Source organism: Blautia sp. St.27G3, assembly GCF_059728505.1.
The window spans coordinates 460,856-477,926 of sequence record NZ_BAAGFO010000003.1; the positions used below are offsets into that span (position 1 = coordinate 460,856).

General features: G+C 46.6%; 13 protein-coding genes and 1 tRNA gene. 1 reads left to right on the forward strand and 13 read right to left on the reverse strand.

Features of this window, described 5'->3' with window-relative positions:
• Positions 1–64: 64 nt before the first annotated feature.
• From AC6I2O_RS16310 to fba, 8 genes are all read right to left on the reverse strand, one after another.
• On the reverse strand, positions 65–2,368 hold the full coding sequence (locus AC6I2O_RS16310) for a RelA/SpoT family protein (RefSeq protein WP_120392878.1): 2,304 nt from the start codon (positions 2,366–2,368) through the stop codon (positions 65–67).
• A 48-nt stretch (positions 2,369–2,416) separates the two neighbouring features.
• The gene (locus AC6I2O_RS16315) at positions 2,417–2,941 is read right to left on the reverse strand and encodes an adenine phosphoribosyltransferase (protein WP_120392879.1); all 525 of its coding nucleotides are present in this window, start codon (positions 2,939–2,941) and stop codon (positions 2,417–2,419) included.
• A gap of 102 nt (positions 2,942–3,043) precedes the next feature.
• Positions 3,044–3,604, reverse strand: a complete 561-nt coding sequence (locus AC6I2O_RS16320; RefSeq protein ID WP_120392880.1) for a DUF1700 domain-containing protein — start codon at positions 3,602–3,604, stop codon at positions 3,044–3,046.
• Positions 3,605–3,785: 181 nt separating this feature from the next.
• Positions 3,786–5,522, reverse strand: coding sequence for a carbon starvation CstA family protein (locus AC6I2O_RS16325; RefSeq protein ID WP_120392881.1), 1,737 nt, complete (start codon positions 5,520–5,522; stop codon positions 3,786–3,788).
• Positions 5,523–5,543: 21 nt separating this feature from the next.
• Positions 5,544–6,065, reverse strand: a complete 522-nt coding sequence (locus AC6I2O_RS16330) for a DUF8052 family protein (RefSeq protein WP_120392882.1) — start codon at positions 6,063–6,065, stop codon at positions 5,544–5,546.
• A gap of 171 nt (positions 6,066–6,236) precedes the next feature.
• On the reverse strand, positions 6,237–7,109 hold the full coding sequence (locus AC6I2O_RS16335; RefSeq protein WP_120392883.1) for an LCP family protein: 873 nt from the start codon (positions 7,107–7,109) through the stop codon (positions 6,237–6,239).
• A 52-nt stretch (positions 7,110–7,161) separates the two neighbouring features.
• Entirely contained in the window at positions 7,162–8,871 is a 1,710-nt protein-coding gene (locus tag AC6I2O_RS16340; protein WP_120392884.1) for a Na/Pi cotransporter family protein, read from the reverse strand.
• Between the two features lie 192 nt (positions 8,872–9,063).
• Positions 9,064–10,032 (reverse strand): class II fructose-1,6-bisphosphate aldolase, encoded by a 969-nt coding sequence (fba, locus tag AC6I2O_RS16345; protein WP_120392885.1) that lies wholly within the window; start codon positions 10,030–10,032, stop codon positions 9,064–9,066.
• Between the two features lie 194 nt (positions 10,033–10,226).
• Here fba and AC6I2O_RS16350 point away from each other — a divergent pair.
• Positions 10,227–10,298 (forward strand) — tRNA-Gly (locus tag AC6I2O_RS16350).
• A 201-nt stretch (positions 10,299–10,499) separates the two neighbouring features.
• On the opposite strand, the gene AC6I2O_RS16355 is transcribed toward AC6I2O_RS16350, so the two are convergent.
• From AC6I2O_RS16355 to guaB, 5 genes are all read right to left on the reverse strand, one after another.
• The gene (locus tag AC6I2O_RS16355) at positions 10,500–11,345 is read right to left on the reverse strand and encodes a hypothetical protein (protein ID WP_120392886.1); all 846 of its coding nucleotides are present in this window, start codon (positions 11,343–11,345) and stop codon (positions 10,500–10,502) included.
• Between the two features lie 258 nt (positions 11,346–11,603).
• Positions 11,604–12,980: an MATE family efflux transporter gene (locus AC6I2O_RS16360; RefSeq protein ID WP_120392887.1), complete on the reverse strand. Its 1,377-nt coding sequence runs from the start codon at positions 12,978–12,980 to the stop codon at positions 11,604–11,606.
• Positions 12,981–12,994: 14 nt separating this feature from the next.
• Positions 12,995–14,476 (reverse strand): methyltransferase, encoded by a 1,482-nt coding sequence (locus tag AC6I2O_RS16365; protein ID WP_120392888.1) that lies wholly within the window; start codon positions 14,474–14,476, stop codon positions 12,995–12,997.
• Positions 14,477–14,521: 45 nt separating this feature from the next.
• Positions 14,522–15,193, reverse strand: a complete 672-nt coding sequence (locus AC6I2O_RS16370) for a peptidoglycan recognition protein family protein (protein WP_497743353.1) — start codon at positions 15,191–15,193, stop codon at positions 14,522–14,524.
• A gap of 337 nt (positions 15,194–15,530) precedes the next feature.
• Complete coding sequence (gene guaB, locus AC6I2O_RS16375; RefSeq protein ID WP_120392890.1) at positions 15,531–16,985, reverse strand: IMP dehydrogenase; 1,455 nt, start codon at positions 16,983–16,985, stop codon at positions 15,531–15,533.
• Positions 16,986–17,071 lie beyond the last annotated feature (86 nt).

Consider the following 17,071-nt stretch of genomic DNA (forward strand, 5'->3'; position numbering starts at 1 on the left):
TCCTGTATTATATAAATGCAGTTTTGCAACTGGCGACTTTGCCGGCCCTGTCATGCCGTCACAGTTATCCTGTGGTCCGCTCTACATCAAGTACGCTCTCCACCTGCCTGATTTTTTCAATCAGAGCGTTCAGCGTGCCCTTATCTGCAACCTCAAAAGACATCGCGATTGTCGCGATTCCCTGCCGGCTCGTACGCGAATTTACAGAGGTGACGTCAATCTTTCTCTCTGTGAATATTTTGGTGATATCTACCAGAAGGCCTGTGCGGTTGTTGCAGTAGATCATAATCTCCGCCAGATAAAGCCCTTTATCGCCCATCTGTGCTTCCTGCTGCCACTCAGCGTCAATCAGGCGCACCCGCTCTTCCTCGGGAAGATTGATGATATTGATACAGTCCGTACGATGCACAGTGACACCGCGTCCTCTTGTCACAAAGCCGACAATCTCATCACCCGGAATCGGGCTGCAGCACTTTGCAAAACGCACGCTGACATCATTGATCCCCTGAACGGTAATTCCGCCCTTTGATTTCTTCACACGGACAGGAGACGTCTCTTTGGCATTTTGCACTGCCTCAATAATCTGCTCATCCGTGACCTCTTTTCTGTGATCCTGCTCATAGCCTTCCATGAGCTTATTGATCACCTGGCCCTCCTTCAGTCCGCCATGCCCCAGTGCCGCAAGCACAGAATCCCAGTCCCGGAAACCATACTTCATCAGCACCCGGTCCATATACTCCTGCTTCATAAAATCAGACTGAACAACGCCCTTCGCTCTGCAATATGCAGCGAGCATTTCTTTGCCTTTAACGATATTGTCTTCCTTTAATTCCTGCTTGAACCATTGGTTGATTTTATTCTTCGCCTGAGAACTCTTGACAATCTTCAGCCAATCCCGGCTTGGTCCTCTGGAATTCTGGGATGTGATTACCTCAATCCGGTCTCCATTTTGTATTACGTAATCAATCGTCACCAGCTTGCCGTTAACCCTGGCGCCGATCATGCGATTCCCGACCGCACTGTGAATGCTGTATGCAAAATCAATCGGTGTTGAACCGTTCGGAAGATTTTTCACGTCGCCGGATGGAGTAAAACAGTACACACTCTCCGAAAACAGATCAAAATCGCTTTTCAACAGACTCATGAATTCCCGGTTGTCTGACATCTGCCAGTCCAGCACCTGCCGCAGCCAGCTGAGCTTCTCTTCCTCGCTCCGCGTCCCGCCCTTTTTGCCGTCTGCCGCTTCCTTGTATTTCCAGTGCGCCGCGATACCGTACTCTGCGGTCCGGTGCATCTCGAACGTCCGGATCTGAATCTCAAACGGCATACCGTTCGGTCCGATCAGCGTCGTATGCAAAGACTGATACATGTTCTGTTTTGGCATCGCAATATAATCCTTAAAACGACCTGGAATCGGCTTATACATTTCATGAATAACTCCAAGCGCCGCATAGCAGTCCTTAACGGTATCCACAATAATCCGGACTGCAAACAGATCATAAATCTGATCCAGCGTTTTCTGCTGGTTTACCATCTTTTTATAAATGCTGAAAAAATGCTTGATGCGGCCATCAATCTGCGCTTTGATCCCGGCAGCGTCAATGTGGCGGCTTACCTCACTGACAATGCTGTTCACAAACGCCTGACGCGCATCCTTTTTCAGCGCAATCTTTTCCACTAAATCATAATAAACTTCCGGTTCCAGATATTTCAGCGACAGGTCATCAAGCTCGATCTTAATCTTGGAAATACCAAGCCTGTGAGCGATCGGAGCATAGATATCCATCGTCTCCCGCGCCTTTTCCTTCTGTTTTTCCGGTCTCATATATTTCAAAGTACGCATATTGTGAAGACGGTCGGCAAGCTTGATCAGAATCACCCGAATATCCTTCGCCATTGCAAGAAACATTTTTCGCAGATTTTCCGCCTGTACTTCCACCTTGTCAGCCGAATAGGACAACTGTCCCAGCTTGGTAACACCGTCCACCAGAAGCTCTACCTCTGCGCCAAACTCTTCCTTCAGCTGTTCAGAGGTCATCACCGTGTCCTCTACCACATCGTGAAGAAGCCCGGCCACGATGGTTTCTTTGTCAAGCTCCAGATCTGCCAGAATAATGCCCACACAAAGCGGATGGATGATATACGGTTCCCCTGATTTGCGCCGCTGATCCTTGTGAGCCTCATACGCAATCTGATAGGCTTTCTCGATCAGAGAAATATCATCTGACGGATGATATTTCCTTACACTGTCAATCAGCTCGTGGTACAGAATATCCGGACTGGTAAAATCCTCCATCGTTTTTACATTTGCATCCGCTTTTTTTATCTCTTCGATTCTTTCCTGCTTTGTTCTCGCGTCCGTCGCCATTTACTTTACTCACCATCTTCGTCAATATTGTAATTCTTCGATCAAAACTCACTTTCCGTCATAGCAGATTACGGAATCCACATCATATGCTGCCAGTTTCTTGCGGCCCTCCAGACCTGCAAGCTCCATCAGAAAGATCACTTTCACAACCTCGCCGCCAAGCTGCTCAATCAGCTTGATCGCCGCCTCTATCGTACCGCCTGTCGCAATCAGATCATCAATCACAACTACCTTTTGTCCCGGCTTTATGGAATCTTTATGCATCTCTATTTCCGCTGTGCCGTATTCCAGATCGTATTTCATGGAAATGGTTTCGCATGGCAGCTTTCCTTTTTTTCGAACCGGAACAAATGGTTTATGCATATTGTACGCAACCGGAACGCCAAAAATGAATCCGCGCGACTCGGTACCCACCACCACATCGAACTCAATATCCTTCAGCTTTTCCTGCATCAGATTGATCGAAAGCTGCAAGCCGTCTGCATCCTGCAAAATACTCGTCACATCTCTGAAAATAATTCCCTCCTCAGGAAAATCCGGGATGCTCCTGACATATTCTTCAATCTTCTTCATTTTAACCGTTCCCCCCAAATCCTCAAATCATACATATTTCACCAATATTACAATACACGTTAGTATAACATTTTCCCTTATTTTTCGCAAGGAGCAGATTCTCTATGAAAAAAAGCGCCGGTACACCCAGGATACACCTGCAAGAATCAAAATAACCGGCAGCAGTTTCCATAAAACGGCAAACACTGTACCAAGCACCAGAAAGAGAACAGCAAGCACCAGAAGCAATACGGCCCAGCTCTTCCAGCCGGTCTTGTATACCCTCACATTTTTTCCGAAACGGCTGTCATAATTTCCGCCCGTTCCATTCCAATGGTCTCCGGCAGCGTCTTCTGTATACACCGTTTCCTGATAATTGCCATTGTCATCCTGTGTATACACTGTTTTCTGATAAGTACTTTCTCCATTTTGCGAATATACAGTCCTGCGCTGCCCGTAACCGGCGCTTTGCTGCTCTTCCTTCTGCTCATCTACCTCCAGGATCGTGCGGGCAATCAGCCGCGGATCGCCAAGCCCTGAGAGTACCTCTGCCTCCGTTTTTCCGGCTGCTGTTTCCCGCCTGATATAATCCTCGTAATAACGCAGATTATCCAACACCTCTGCCTCCGACAGTTCTCGCCGCAGTGCACGTCCCAGTATATCCAAAAACTCCTGTCTGGTCATTTTCCCTCCTGTAAAAATTTTATAAAAGGCGCGTAAAACCTACGCTCCCATAATTTAAGTTGCTGATGGTTACTAATATACTCCAAACCTGTTTCCAACGCAAGCCATCTGCAACAGAAAACTGCCGCAATGTGAAGAAGAGCGCCTTTCACTCAGCCCTTCCCCCTGCGGCAAGTTCCCCTTATTTCCTCTCTGCTTTTTCTCTTTTTAACGTCCGAATCCCTTCAATCGCTAGGACAACTGCCAGGATCACAAGCAGCGTACCAATCCCCGCTCGCGTCCACATCCATCCCGTCCCCGCCGCGCCTTCTGAAGCTGCGCTTTTCACATTAGTCACAATCGTCTGACACAGCGAAACGATCGTCACAACAAGCATGAATGCCATGGGCAAAAGAAACATTCGGTTGTTTTTCCCCATCTTTCCAAGCCACGCCGCAACCGCAAGAAGGCCAAGTGCCGCAAGAAGCTGATTTGCAGCGCCAAACAGTGGCCAGATATTGGCATATCCAGTCATTCCAAGCGCGACGCCAAGCACTACCGTAATCACCGTCGCTACATACGGATTGGTCAGCGTTTTTTTGATTCCCTCAGTCTCCCCACGCGTCTGTCCAGGCTCAAGCCAAAATTCCTGGAACATATAACGCGCAAGGCGTGTAGCTGTGTCCAGTGAGGTCAGACAGAATGCAGATACTGCCAGAATCAGCATCGAATAGATTACTTTCTGTGCACCTGCAAGAAACGGAATCGTCGCACACATGCGTGAAATACCCGTTGCAAACACAACCGTCGGGTTCGTAATCCCGTCCGGCCCCGGAACATACTCGTTCCAGATAAAACCGACTGCGCACAGAGAAATCAGCGCGAGCGCACATTCAATCAACATACCGCCATAAGCAATCGGTTTCGCATCCGACTCCCGGTCCAGCTGTTTCGCCGTTGTTCCAGAACCAACCAGAGAATGAAATCCGGAGATGGCCCCGCAGGCAATCGTTACAAACAATGCCGGAAATAAAGTGCCCAACGATACGCCGCTTCCTTTCTCTGCGCTGTCGAAAAAGCCAGTGAAAGCCGGAATATCAAGTGTCGGGTGTGCCCCTAGAATCCCCACCACTGCCACGATCATCATACCATAAAGCAAAAAAGAGCTTAAATAGTCACGCGGCTGCAACAAAATCCACACTGGTGTGACAGATGCAACTGCAATATAAATCCCTACGATAATCATCCATACATTTGCACTCAGATAGATGGGATGCCAATTCAGACCTACTGCCATACATGCAAGGATAGCTCCTACACCAATTACAGTAGATACGCCAAGCGAAGCATTTCTTCTGTATACCATCATCCCAAAAATAATCGCAACTACAATAAACAGTACAGAAATCATGGCCGTCGATGCGTTTGCCGCACTTGCCGCTTGATCCAGCACACCTGCGTCGTCGTAAGACGCCTTAAACGTATTGGCCACAATAGAAGCAAATGCCGCCACAACAAGAATCAGCGTCAGATACGAAAAAATGATAAATAATTTCTTTGCACGCGTGCCAATCGAGGCCGCAATCACTTCACCGATGGACTGTCCCTTATTTCTTACAGAGGCAAACAGCGCTCCGAAATCGTGCACGCCTCCAAAGAAAATGCCTCCGATCAATACCCACAGCATCACCGGAATCCAGCCAAATACCGCAGCCTGGATCGGTCCGTTAATCGGTCCTGCTCCTGCAATAGATGAAAAATGATGCCCCATCAGCACCGGCGCTTTTGCCGGAACATAGTCATTCCCATCCTCAAGTTCATGTGCGGGCGTTCTCCTGGATACATCAACACCCCACTGCTCTGCCAGCCACTTTCCATAGAAAACATAGCCAAGAACAAGAACTGCAATACCAACCAGTAAAATTACTACCGCATTCATGTTGTTTCCTCCTTTTCCTTTTCATGAATTTAGTATAGTGTTCATAAATTTCGCGTTCCCGCGTCCCATCCTGTTTGTCAGAACCTGAGTTCCTTCCCGGACGATGGCAGCTGTATGGAGGTTCATCCAGCCATACCATGAAAAATGAAAGCTCTTATAGACCCTGCATTTTTGCAATGCCTTCCTGGCCTCCATTGTACACGTATCGCAGACAAACACAACTGTAATATAGCTGTACATATGGCCCGGTTTTGGATCAATCAGTTTCATACCCTGCTCATATGCATACGATTTGCATGTCTCATATAGTTCCTTGGTGAGCGCAGGAACTGAAAAAACATAAACAAATTCATTGCTGTCTGCCTCCCACAGCTTTGCCTTTTTCAAAAGCACATATTTCTCAGAATGCGCAAAAAAATGGCAGCACCCCTTCAGCGGCAAACCATCGGCACGCTCCATCTCATATCGCTCAACATTGAAATATGATTGATATCCTCTGAAAAGCCTGTCCAAAAGCTGTTCCCGGCTCAACGTCAGCTCCATATGCCTCTCCTTTTCCGTTTTTCTTAAATCATAAATTTTTTCTAAACTTCTAAATTTTTTCTAGAATTATAATCTAACATGCAAAAAATTGCAACACCCGCATCCAAAAAACAGGAGAACAATACCTTTTAGGTATTATCCCCCTGTTTTTTATTTTATTCTCATTTTATTCTAATCTAATGACTCGTGAAGACGTTTGATGGTTTTCTCAAAATCAGGCACAAGCATTTCATGATCCGAATAGTACAGATCATCGTAAGGTATGCGATCCTCCTGCAGATCATAGGACGCCAGCTCGGGAAGCTGGGCCATCAGTTCCAGCATTTCCACAGCGCTGTAATCATGCTGAATGGACGGAATCACACGCGTTGCAAGAGCTGCCAGTTTTTCTGCATCTAAATTTTTCACTCCGGAAAAAATCTGTTTCAGGATATCTCTCTGGCGCTGTGTACGCTGATAATCGTTATTGCCCACATAACGGATACGGGCATACGCCACGGCCTGATTGCCATTCAGAACATACACGCCTCCACATGGAAGATAGTCCTCCCATGCCTCCATGCTGGTCAGATAACCGTTCAGCCATTTACATTCCGCATCTGTTATTTCTATCTCTACACCGCCTACGATGTCTATAACCTCTGCCATAGACCTGAAATCAACCACTGCATAATGATCAATCGACAACTCGTAGTTGTCTTCCAGCGTCTCCTGCAGTTTTTCAGGTCCTCCTACCGCATACGCATAGTTCAGTTTATGAACTCCGTGTTCTGGAATATCGGCATACAAATCCCTCATAAATGAGGTCAGGATAATTTTTTCTTCCTCCGGCTTCACGGTTGCCAGAATCATCGTATCTGAATTTCCGTTCCAGCTGTCGTCCCGGTGGTCTGTTCCAATCAAAAGGATATTCATCGTTTCCGTCCGATTTTCAGCAGCCGTCACCGAAAGCCCACTGGTCGCAATCACTGCCCCGCAAAGAAATGCTGACACAGCCCGGCAAACCCTACCTGCTGCCAGCCCTTTTTTCCAACTTCTCTTCATGAATAATTCCTTGCCTCTCCTTTTTTATGAATTGAATCAATATCGAAAATCTTTAGTTTTTATCCTGCTCCGGTTTCACAAGGCCTACTAAAACCTCGCTCCCGCAGGCCTCCTCTATATTTACTGTGTGATTCACAATCCTCAGATAGCTGTTCAGTACCTCAACAAAGGTAAGCCCCTGCTCGAATCCACACTCTTTATTTTTCAGGCGCTCCATATGGTTCGTCTGTGCCTTGGATACTCTTTTGATTATCTTGCGTTCCATCTTGCGCAGCGCCAGCCAGTTCTCCGGCGTAATGCTCTGCTCCCGAAACAGCTTCATCGTACCTTCCAGAAGCTTCAGATCCATATCACAGATTTCCAGCAGCTCGTCTTTCGCCGCACCGGAATAAATGAACCCGCCCTCCACACATTTCTCATTCTGTTCCATGATCTTTATCGCATGATCGCCAATCTGCTCCAGATCGTTGATGACATGGAATGCACAGCCCATATACTGAGACACCCTTGCCGGAAGCTCCAGTGAATTGATTGTGGTCAGATAATCCGTAATCTCGGAAGCCAGGTAGTCAACAATTTCTTCGCCTTCGCGAATGCGGTTTGCGTCCATCAGATCATGCGTAAGCAGTCCTTCTGAAGCCTTCGTAAGATTGTCACGCACAAAGCTTCCCATACGCTCCACTTCTTTGCCAACCTGCAGCGCGATAACGGCAGGGGAACCTACCGGCATATCCGGGTCAATATATTCAAGCCGGAATGCACTCTCGTGCGCCTGCTTCGGAACGATCATATAGGTCCACTTTACAACGAAATTTACAAGCGGAAGCAAAATCACACCAGTCACTACCTTAAACAGTATATGATAAACAGAAATTTGGAACACACCGCCTGGCACATATGTCTCTATCAGACTCGTCAGCGGCGTAAGCATGGATATCGGAACAAAAAGAACGGCGCCGACAACATTGAAAATCAAATAAATAATGGCAGCACGTTTTGCATTATTCTTGGCATTTAACGCCGACAAAAGAGGCGGCGCGGAAGATCCAACGTTGATTCCGCAGATGATAAAAGATGCAAAATACAATGGCATAAGCCCCTGCATCGCCAAAGCCTGCAAAACACCGACTGCGGCAGAAGAGCTCTGAATCACTGCACACAAAACCACACCTACCACAAAGCCCAGGAGCGGATTCTTTGCATTCATAATAAAATTCTGGAAAGGCGCGAAATCCTTCAGAGGAGACATCGCACTGCTCATTGTATGAAGTCCCTGGAACAAAAGACCGAAGCCCAGAATTACCTGCCCGATATACCGGTTCCGTTTGCGCTTCGCATATAGAAGCATCGCGGCTCCAAGACAGATACACACCGGCGCAATGCCTGATACATCGAGCGCAATCAAAACACTCGTAATCGTCGTACCAATATTGGCACCGAAAATAACTCCTGTTGCCTGCGCGAGATCCATGATCTCCGCATTGATAAAGCCCATCACCATTACTGTAGTCGCAGAAGATGACTGAATCACCACGGTAACAAGGGCGCCCAGCAGAAAGCCGGCGATACGGTTACGCGTCAGCTTTTCCAACAGATCCTTCATTTTCGGACCTGCTGCCAGTTCGAGTCCTTCGCCCATATATTTCATACCGAACAAAAAGAGACCCAAACCTCCTGCCAATGAAATAATACTGCCAATTCCCATTTGTACTTTACAGGGAAGCAAAAACTTCTCCCTGCATCCTCCCTCAAACAAATTCAACTACCCACCGCCTGCAAAAGCAGAAGTTTGCCATTTGGATATAGAATAACACAAAGAATGTCGAAATGTAAAGAGGATGTAATAAAATATAAAAAATCATGTAAAATTTTGTCGAATAACCGCAGTAAAACGCAAAAAGACCACCGCAAACTGCGGCAGTCTTCTCTTTGGAATCTCGCTTTAAAAAATCGCTCAGGCTTTGTTTTCGCTGCCAAGAACGTTTTTAATCTTATGAGCAACCATCTCTTTCACAGCCTGACGAGCCGGTTTCAGATACTGACGCGGGTCAAAGTGATCCGGATGCTCTGCAAAGTATTTGCGGATATTTCCAGTCATAGCAAGACGGATATCGGAGTCAATGTTGATCTTGCAAACTGCAAGCTCAGCTGCATGACGAAGCTCATGCTCCGGAATACCGATTGCATCCGGCATGTTTCCGCCGTACTGGTTCACCATCTTTACAAAATCCTGCGGAACAGAAGAGGAACCATGAAGAACGATCGGGAAGCCCGGAAGGCGCTTGATACACTCTTCCAGTACGTCAAAGCGAAGTGGCGGCGGAACAAGGATTCCATCTGCATTTCTGGTACACTGGGACGCTTTGAATTTGTATGCGCCATGGCTTGTACCAATAGCGATTGCAAGAGAATCACAGCCTGTTCTGTCAACGAACTCTTCTACTTCTTCCGGACGTGTATAGCTTTCCTGTCCTGCTTCAACAACGACTTCATCTTCGACACCTGCCAGAGTACCAAGCTCAGCCTCAACGACTACGCCATGTGCATGTGCATATTCAACAACCTGCTTTGTCAGTGCGATATTGTCTTCGAAGGATTTGGAAGAAGCATCGATCATAACAGATGTGAATCCACCGTCAATACAGCTCTTGCAAAGTTCAAACGTATCGCCGTGATCCAAATGCAGCGCGATCGGAATCTGCGGATTCTCAGCAACAGCAGCTTCCACCAATTTTACAAGATAGGTGTGGTTCGCATATGCACGTGCTCCTTTGGATACCTGAAGAATCACCGGGCTGTTGAGCTCGCCTGCTGCTTCTGTGATACCCTGAACGATTTCCATGTTGTTAACGTTGAATGCGCCGATTGCGTATCCGCCGTCATAAGCTTTTTTAAACATTTCTGTTGTTGTAACTAAAGCCATAGTTTAATCCTCCTAAAATAAATTTCTTCCCTATTCTAACACACATTCTTTTTATTTACGATATTTTTTTCTCAAAAACACCAAAAAAATTTTTTTGAAATTTTTTCTAAAAACCTGTTGACAGATCGAAAAAGATGTAGTATAGTCTTAGATGTTCCGAGGAACACGAAAACAAAGCAAACAAAACAGCATATGCGCGAGTGGCTCAGTGGTGGAGTATCGCCTTGCCAAGGCGAGGGTCGCGGGTTCGAATCCCGTCTCGCGCTCTTAAAGAACTCTTAGTTTTAAGAGTTCTTTTTTTGTCTGTAAACATAAAATTTTCCATTTCATAATACGATCACAAAGGAGTACAAAGTACAATCACGATTTCGATTCATTTTGTTCACAACAACAGGCAGTACCCTCCGGCCTGGCATCCCGGAAAATACTGCCTGTTTGAAACGAATTTCTGTTACTATCTATTCGATCTATATTTGCTCCAGAGTCTTAAATACCGGCCGCATCGTTCCTGGGCTGGCTTTCTTCACTGTGCGCAGCACCTCTACGCGGTCTTCTCTCCTGCAAAGGGTCAGCAAGCAACGCGGAGCCTCCGTATCCACAGCTACAAGATCAATCCAGAGCTCTTCTGCCGCAGCCATTAGTTCTGCTGCTACAACCCCTGCTTCAAATCTGCACGCGTCTGCTTTCCGCGCTGATACCGGTCGGCTCATCAGACAAATGTGGTTCTCTTTGCAGACCACCTGTATATCCCTCTGCTTCGCCCATAAGCGTCTGTGCGCAGCCAATATTTCTTCCGCCCAGCCTTCTCGATTTTCCTGAAAAATGCAAGGACGTTCCTGTGAGTCTTCCGCCCCAGACGAAAACTGCCCAAGAGAAGAAGCGCCAAAAATTACGGCTGCCATGCAATGCTCGCCCGCCTTTGCTTTCTGCTGCATCCACACAGCCGGATTCTTCCATACAGCCGCCGGAATGCCCAGAAATTGCAGATAATTCACCAGCTGTCCGGCTACATATCCGCTGTTCAGATACCGGTTCTCCTGATCCTTCAGATACCTCCTGCCGTCTCCAATCCGTGCACCTTCCTTCTCATCCTCTGCAAAGATCAGAAGAAAATACGGCGCGCAACCGGTTGCATGTCCCGCCTTTTTTCTGTCCGATTCCCCAGCAAATGCTATACGGATATCAGAAGACTGCTTCAATCCATCCAGCTTCTCCGCATAAGCCATAATCTGCGCGAGAACCGATTTATCTATTCTCTGTGTTCGTATTTGTTCTTTCGTTTTTCTATTTCTTCTGTTAAAAAATAAACCCATTCTGCTGCCAGCCACCTTACTTTATTTTATGACACATTTTAACACAATTTTATCCTGTTTCTTTTGCATCATCTTATGTTACAGCGTTTCTCTTTGCTACGCTTCATTTACAATATTTTGCTTACAACATTCCTTTTTCGTAATGTTTGTTTTTATATTTTTAATATTTGTTAATAGAATTGTAACATATAACTTTTTAAAAAGCTAGCAGTTTTTTTATTTTTTTCAAATTTATATATTTTTCAACATAAAGCATCATCATCCTACAATATTTCTCAGCCAAACACCTTTTTTCACAAGTATGAAACCAATCACACATTTGATGATATCAAGCGACTGACAGAAAAGATACGTCATCAAAATAGGCAGCCCGGAATACCGGCTCAGACAGAAAGCCGCCGGGATGCTGCACGCCCACAGAAAACACGAATCAAATAAAAATGTGATCACAGTCTGCCCGCCGGAGCGTAAAGTAAAATACGCACCATGCAGGAAAGCCTGCACTGGCATAAAACAGGCGCCCACTATAATAAGTCTTGTTGCCAAAGCGCGCACTTCATCAGAAGTATTGTAAATCTGTGGAAAAACAGGTGCCAGCGCCAGCAAGATTCCGCCAATCAAAAAACAGCTCGACACAGAGAAGAAAATCAGCTTGCGGTCCGTATCTCTGGCTTCTTCCATTTTTCCGGCTCCCAACAGCTGTCCTATTATAATCGCAATCGCATTTCCCATCGCCAGCCAGACAATATTGCAGACATTTGATATGGTCGAAGAAATGTTCAGACCTGCAATCACCACAAGCCCATAGGTCGAATAACACTGAGTCATAATTGCCATTCCCGCTGACCATAAAAGTTCGTTCACCATAAGCGGCGATCCTTTTTGCATGATCTTTATAACCAGACTGCCCGGAACTCTGAAGTTACGGTACACATTTCTGATAAACAAGAACTGATCTGCCCTTCGATGCGTCCAGAGTATGATAATCCCACATTCTACGAAACGCGATACCACTGTCGCGATCGCCGCACCGGAAACTCCCAGACAGGGAGCGCCGAACCTTCCGAAAATAAGCACATAATTCAAAGCCGTATTCGTCACAACAGCTGCTACACCGGCACGCATTGGGGCCACTGTCTCGCCAGTCTCCCGCAGCGTACTTGCATAGATCTGCGCAAACACATAAGGCACCGTACCAATCAGCATAATACGCAGGTATTGTCCACCGAATGAAAGCGTAGCTGCAACATCACTGCTTCCATCCACATCGTGCAGATAAAGTGAGATCAGCTGCTCCCCTTTAAAATACAAAAGTAAAATCCCGGCCGTCATCAAAACACAGCCGGAAATCACCTTGAACCGAAACGTATCGCGCAACCCTTCGACATTTTTACTGCCAAAAAACTGTGCGCCAAAAATCCCTGCTCCGGACAGCAAGCCGAAAATTGTCACGTTAAATACAAAGAAAAGCTGGTTGGCCACAGCCACACCAGACATTTCCTCTGTCCCCACACGCCCGATCATAATGTTGTCCAGCATGGCGACAAAATTCGTAATACCATTTTGCACCATGATTGGCACCGCAACTGCCAGTACCATCAGATAAAACTTTTTATCTCCAATAAACTTTTTCATACATCCTCCAACGCTCAACGTACACGCTGTATCACAAAAACTGTCGTTTTGCTTTTTTCATTTAAAAGAAACCTCTTCAAAAGCCTGTAAATAGGATTGGCCCCAAGCATATCAGAAACCAGCCCCGGCTCAGTTGAGTACAGAATCATCATGCCATCCATCTTCAGATGCACTCCTGCCTTTTCAAAAAAAGCCCGGTATAACCTTCTCAACTCATCGCGGCCCTCCGCCGCTGCCTGGGGCATATTTGTGATAATCTCATCAAACAGATACTCATGCTCAAACGTAAAAAAATCCTTATTGATATAATAAACCTGTTCGTCGGCACGCTTTGTATTTTCTCTCGCTTTTTCAATCGCTTCTCCGAAAATATCAATCCCGTACATCGTACCGGCCGGCACTGCTTTGCTCCGCTCAATCAGCATCGTTCCCACTCCGCAAAAGGGGTCCAGTATCTGAGCTTTTTCTTTCAGAAACGGCCTGGCAAGTTCTGCGGTAAGCGCTGCATTTACCGGTGCAATGGATGCCGCCACAAACTCTTTCCGGTAAGCAAACCGTTTCTCTGGGATCGTAAACAATTTAACCATCGGCGCAAATGTACCGTCCTTTCGTTCCAAAAGGCGAAGTTCCAGCTCATAGTCTGTAACAGAATTAATCAGCTTCCCATCGGAAACCTTTTCCATCGCATCGGAAATCCTACGAATATACGCTCCCTTTTTCTCCGGCTCACACCGCCCCTTTAATTCAATCCGAAAGAAAAACGGCGGCTCGCCCCGATGCAGCTCACACAGAAAAGCAAGCAGTGCAGGCGCCAGGCGCGCCCCGGTGTCTGCCGGATTATCGATCGGAAGCACTCCTGCATCAAATGCAAATAGCAATTCACTGTATGTACGGAGGGGTAGGACAGCATCTACCGCCAGGCCCTTTACACAAAGCCCTCCTGCCAGCATTTTAATCCTGGCTCCGGAAAGCTGTCTCGCCGTAGCCTCTCTTTGACAGCGGTTCGTTAGCAGCAGCAGTTCCTTTTTCTTTTTATATCCGCAAAACTGATGTTTCTTTGGCTTTTCATAGCGCAACATCATGCTCTGCAAAACCCGGAATTCCTCCGAAATATGCTTCTGCGATTCCTCTGATATTTCCATGTCGCGAAGCTCTCCCAGCCGCTTTCGAAGTTCCTCCAAAAAAGGCCTGTATTCCAACCCGGAAATCGCTTTCAGATAATCCGGTCTGATATATAAAGTAGTCTCTCTTTGATAGGCATCAAAAAGAATCGGAAGCATCTCCTCCGATTCCATCTCTCCAAGTATCAAAGCTGCATTTTTACGTATCTTCGGATCTTCAGACGCAAGCAAATTTGTCAGCAATGTAAAATCACCGCCAAACGCCTCTGCAAGTGCGCTGCGCCCTGCTCCGTCTTTTCCCGCATCCCGAAGCGCAATCAGATTTTTTCGTATCTCCACACCATTTTTCACATTTTCGTATAATTCCCGAATCATAACCCTCCCTGTATATGACTGTGCCCTGGCACAGCATTCTTCCTTTTATTTCTGCGCCGCTTTGCGGCATGTCTCTATGTAGTCCATTACTTCGTCTCGGAATTTCTCCCATTTGTCCTCGTGCTCCACATAGTACAGCGGGCACTCCTTTCCGGTTACATCGTAGTGCCGGATAATATTTTCGCGCGTAAGTCCATATTCTTCCACCAGATATGCAGTCAAATGCACACACGCCTGATACGTTTCCTCTGTAAACCGTCCGGACTCATCCAAATGACAGTTTTCGATGGAAACAGACAGATGATTCATCGAATTCGACGCATACGCAATTTCCCCCGGCGGGACGCACTCAATAATCTCTCCGTCAATGCCTACCACAAAATTTGCACTCATGGATACATCCTTCAGATCTTTCAGGCTTTCGAAATAGTCATGATTCTGCTGCGCTGTAGTCCCCGGATTCGCAAGATAATGGACGACGATATTTTCAATCGCATCCACTTTATCTCCTGGTCTTGAGTATTCGTTGACGGTCAGATGCTGTTCATCAATATCGGGCTTCGGCACCACATTCGGACGCTTCTGCGTTTCTCCCTCCGTAATAGCCTCAAGCCTTACACCATCTCCATCCAAAAGCGCATCCACGTCTGTATCATCCTTCGGTATCAGCGAAAAGATCAGCCAGATAGCTGCACCTGTGAATACGGCTGCCAGCACCCATATCAATATATGATCCCACCTGATTTTTTTCCTTTGTCCTTTTTCCTTTTTTCTCATAATAACCCCGGTATTAAAAATTTATCCACGATTTTCAGTATACAACATTTTACCGGGCCGTGCACGCTTTTTTTCATTTCACAGAAAGTCTTTTTCTTTCATAGAAAGTCTTTTTTCTTGCAAAAACATAAAAAATACATGACGTTTCCTCCTGTTTTGAAGATGGTCAGTCTGACAGGAAAATTATGGACCACAAAACAGGATAACAAAAGAGCCGCTGCACGCTTTCATATAACGCCTCTCGTGCAACAGCTCTCATCTCGCTTTCTTATACGTCTTACTGCTCTACACTGTAGTTCGGAGCTTCCTTCGTAATATGGATGTCATGTGGATGTGACTCCTTTAACGAAGCCGCGGAAATCTTCACAAATCTTCCGTTCTCCTTCAGCGATTCAACAGTCGGTGTTCCGCAATATCCCATACCGGATCTCAAACCGCCCAGAAGCTGGAATACCGTATCCTCCACGCTTCCTTTGTAAGCCACGCGGCCTTCCACGCCCTCCGGAACAAGTTTCTTCGCGTTTGTCTGGAAATAGCGGTCTTTGCTGCCGTTTTCCATCGCTGCAATGGAGCCCATACCGCGATACACTTTATATTTTCTGCCCTGGTAAAGCTCAAAAGTTCCCGGACTCTCGTCGCAGCCGGCAAACAGACTGCCCATCATGCAGACATTCGCGCCTGCGGCGATTGCCTTTGTCATATCTCCGGAATACTTGATCCCTCCATCTGCGATGATCGGAATCCCGTACTCTTTTGCCACCTGATAGCAATCCATAACAGCCGTGATCTGAGGAACGCCGATACCCGCAACGACACGCGTCGTACAGATAGAACCCGGCCCGATGCCGACCTTGACCGCATCAACCCCTGCTTCAATCAGGGCCTTTGTCGCCTCGCCTGTCGCCACATTTCCCGCAATCACTTGCAAATCCGGATACTTCTCTTTAATCATCCGTACACAGTTCAGTACATTCGCTGAATGGCCATGAGCGCTGTCCAGTACCACCACATCCACCTGTGCATCAACAAGTGCGGCCGTCCGCTCCAAAGCGTTCGCCGTAATTCCGATGGCGGCGCCGCACAGAAGACGTCCCTGCGCGTCCTTCGCTGAATTCGGATATTTGATCTGTTTCTCGATATCTTTTATGGTAATGAGACCCTTCAGATTAAAATTTTCATCCACAATCGGGAGCTTTTCTTTTCTTGACTTTGCCAAAATTTTCTTTGCTTCCTCAAGTGTAACGCCTACCTTTGCTGTGATCAGGTCATCGGCTGTCATGGATTCCTTAATCTTTTTGGAAAAATCTTCCTCAAACAACAGATCACGGTTCGTGATAATACCAACCAGTTTGCCGTTTTCTGTAATCGGAACACCGGAAATCCGGAATTTTCCCATCAGCTCATTGGCGTCCGCCAGTGTATGCTCAGGAGACAGATAAAATGGATCAGTAATAACACCGTACTCCGAGCGCTTTACTTTGTCAACCTCTTCAGCCTGCTGTTCAATCGACATATTTTTATGGATAATACCGATACCGCCCTGTCTGGCCATTGCAATCGCCATCCGATGCTCCGTTACCGTATCCATCCCCGCGCTCATCATCGGAATATTCAGCTGAATCTTCTTAGTCAGCAAAGTGGTGAGATCTACCTGATTCGGGATCACCTCTGAATAAGATGGTACGAGCAGCACATCATCAAAGGTAATTCCTTCGCCAATAATTGTTCCCATTGCATTTCCTCTCTTTCTGAATAAGGTCTTTCGTAATTTGCTTGCTTTAATTTACTTACTCTAACAAATTCATTTTTCAATGTCAA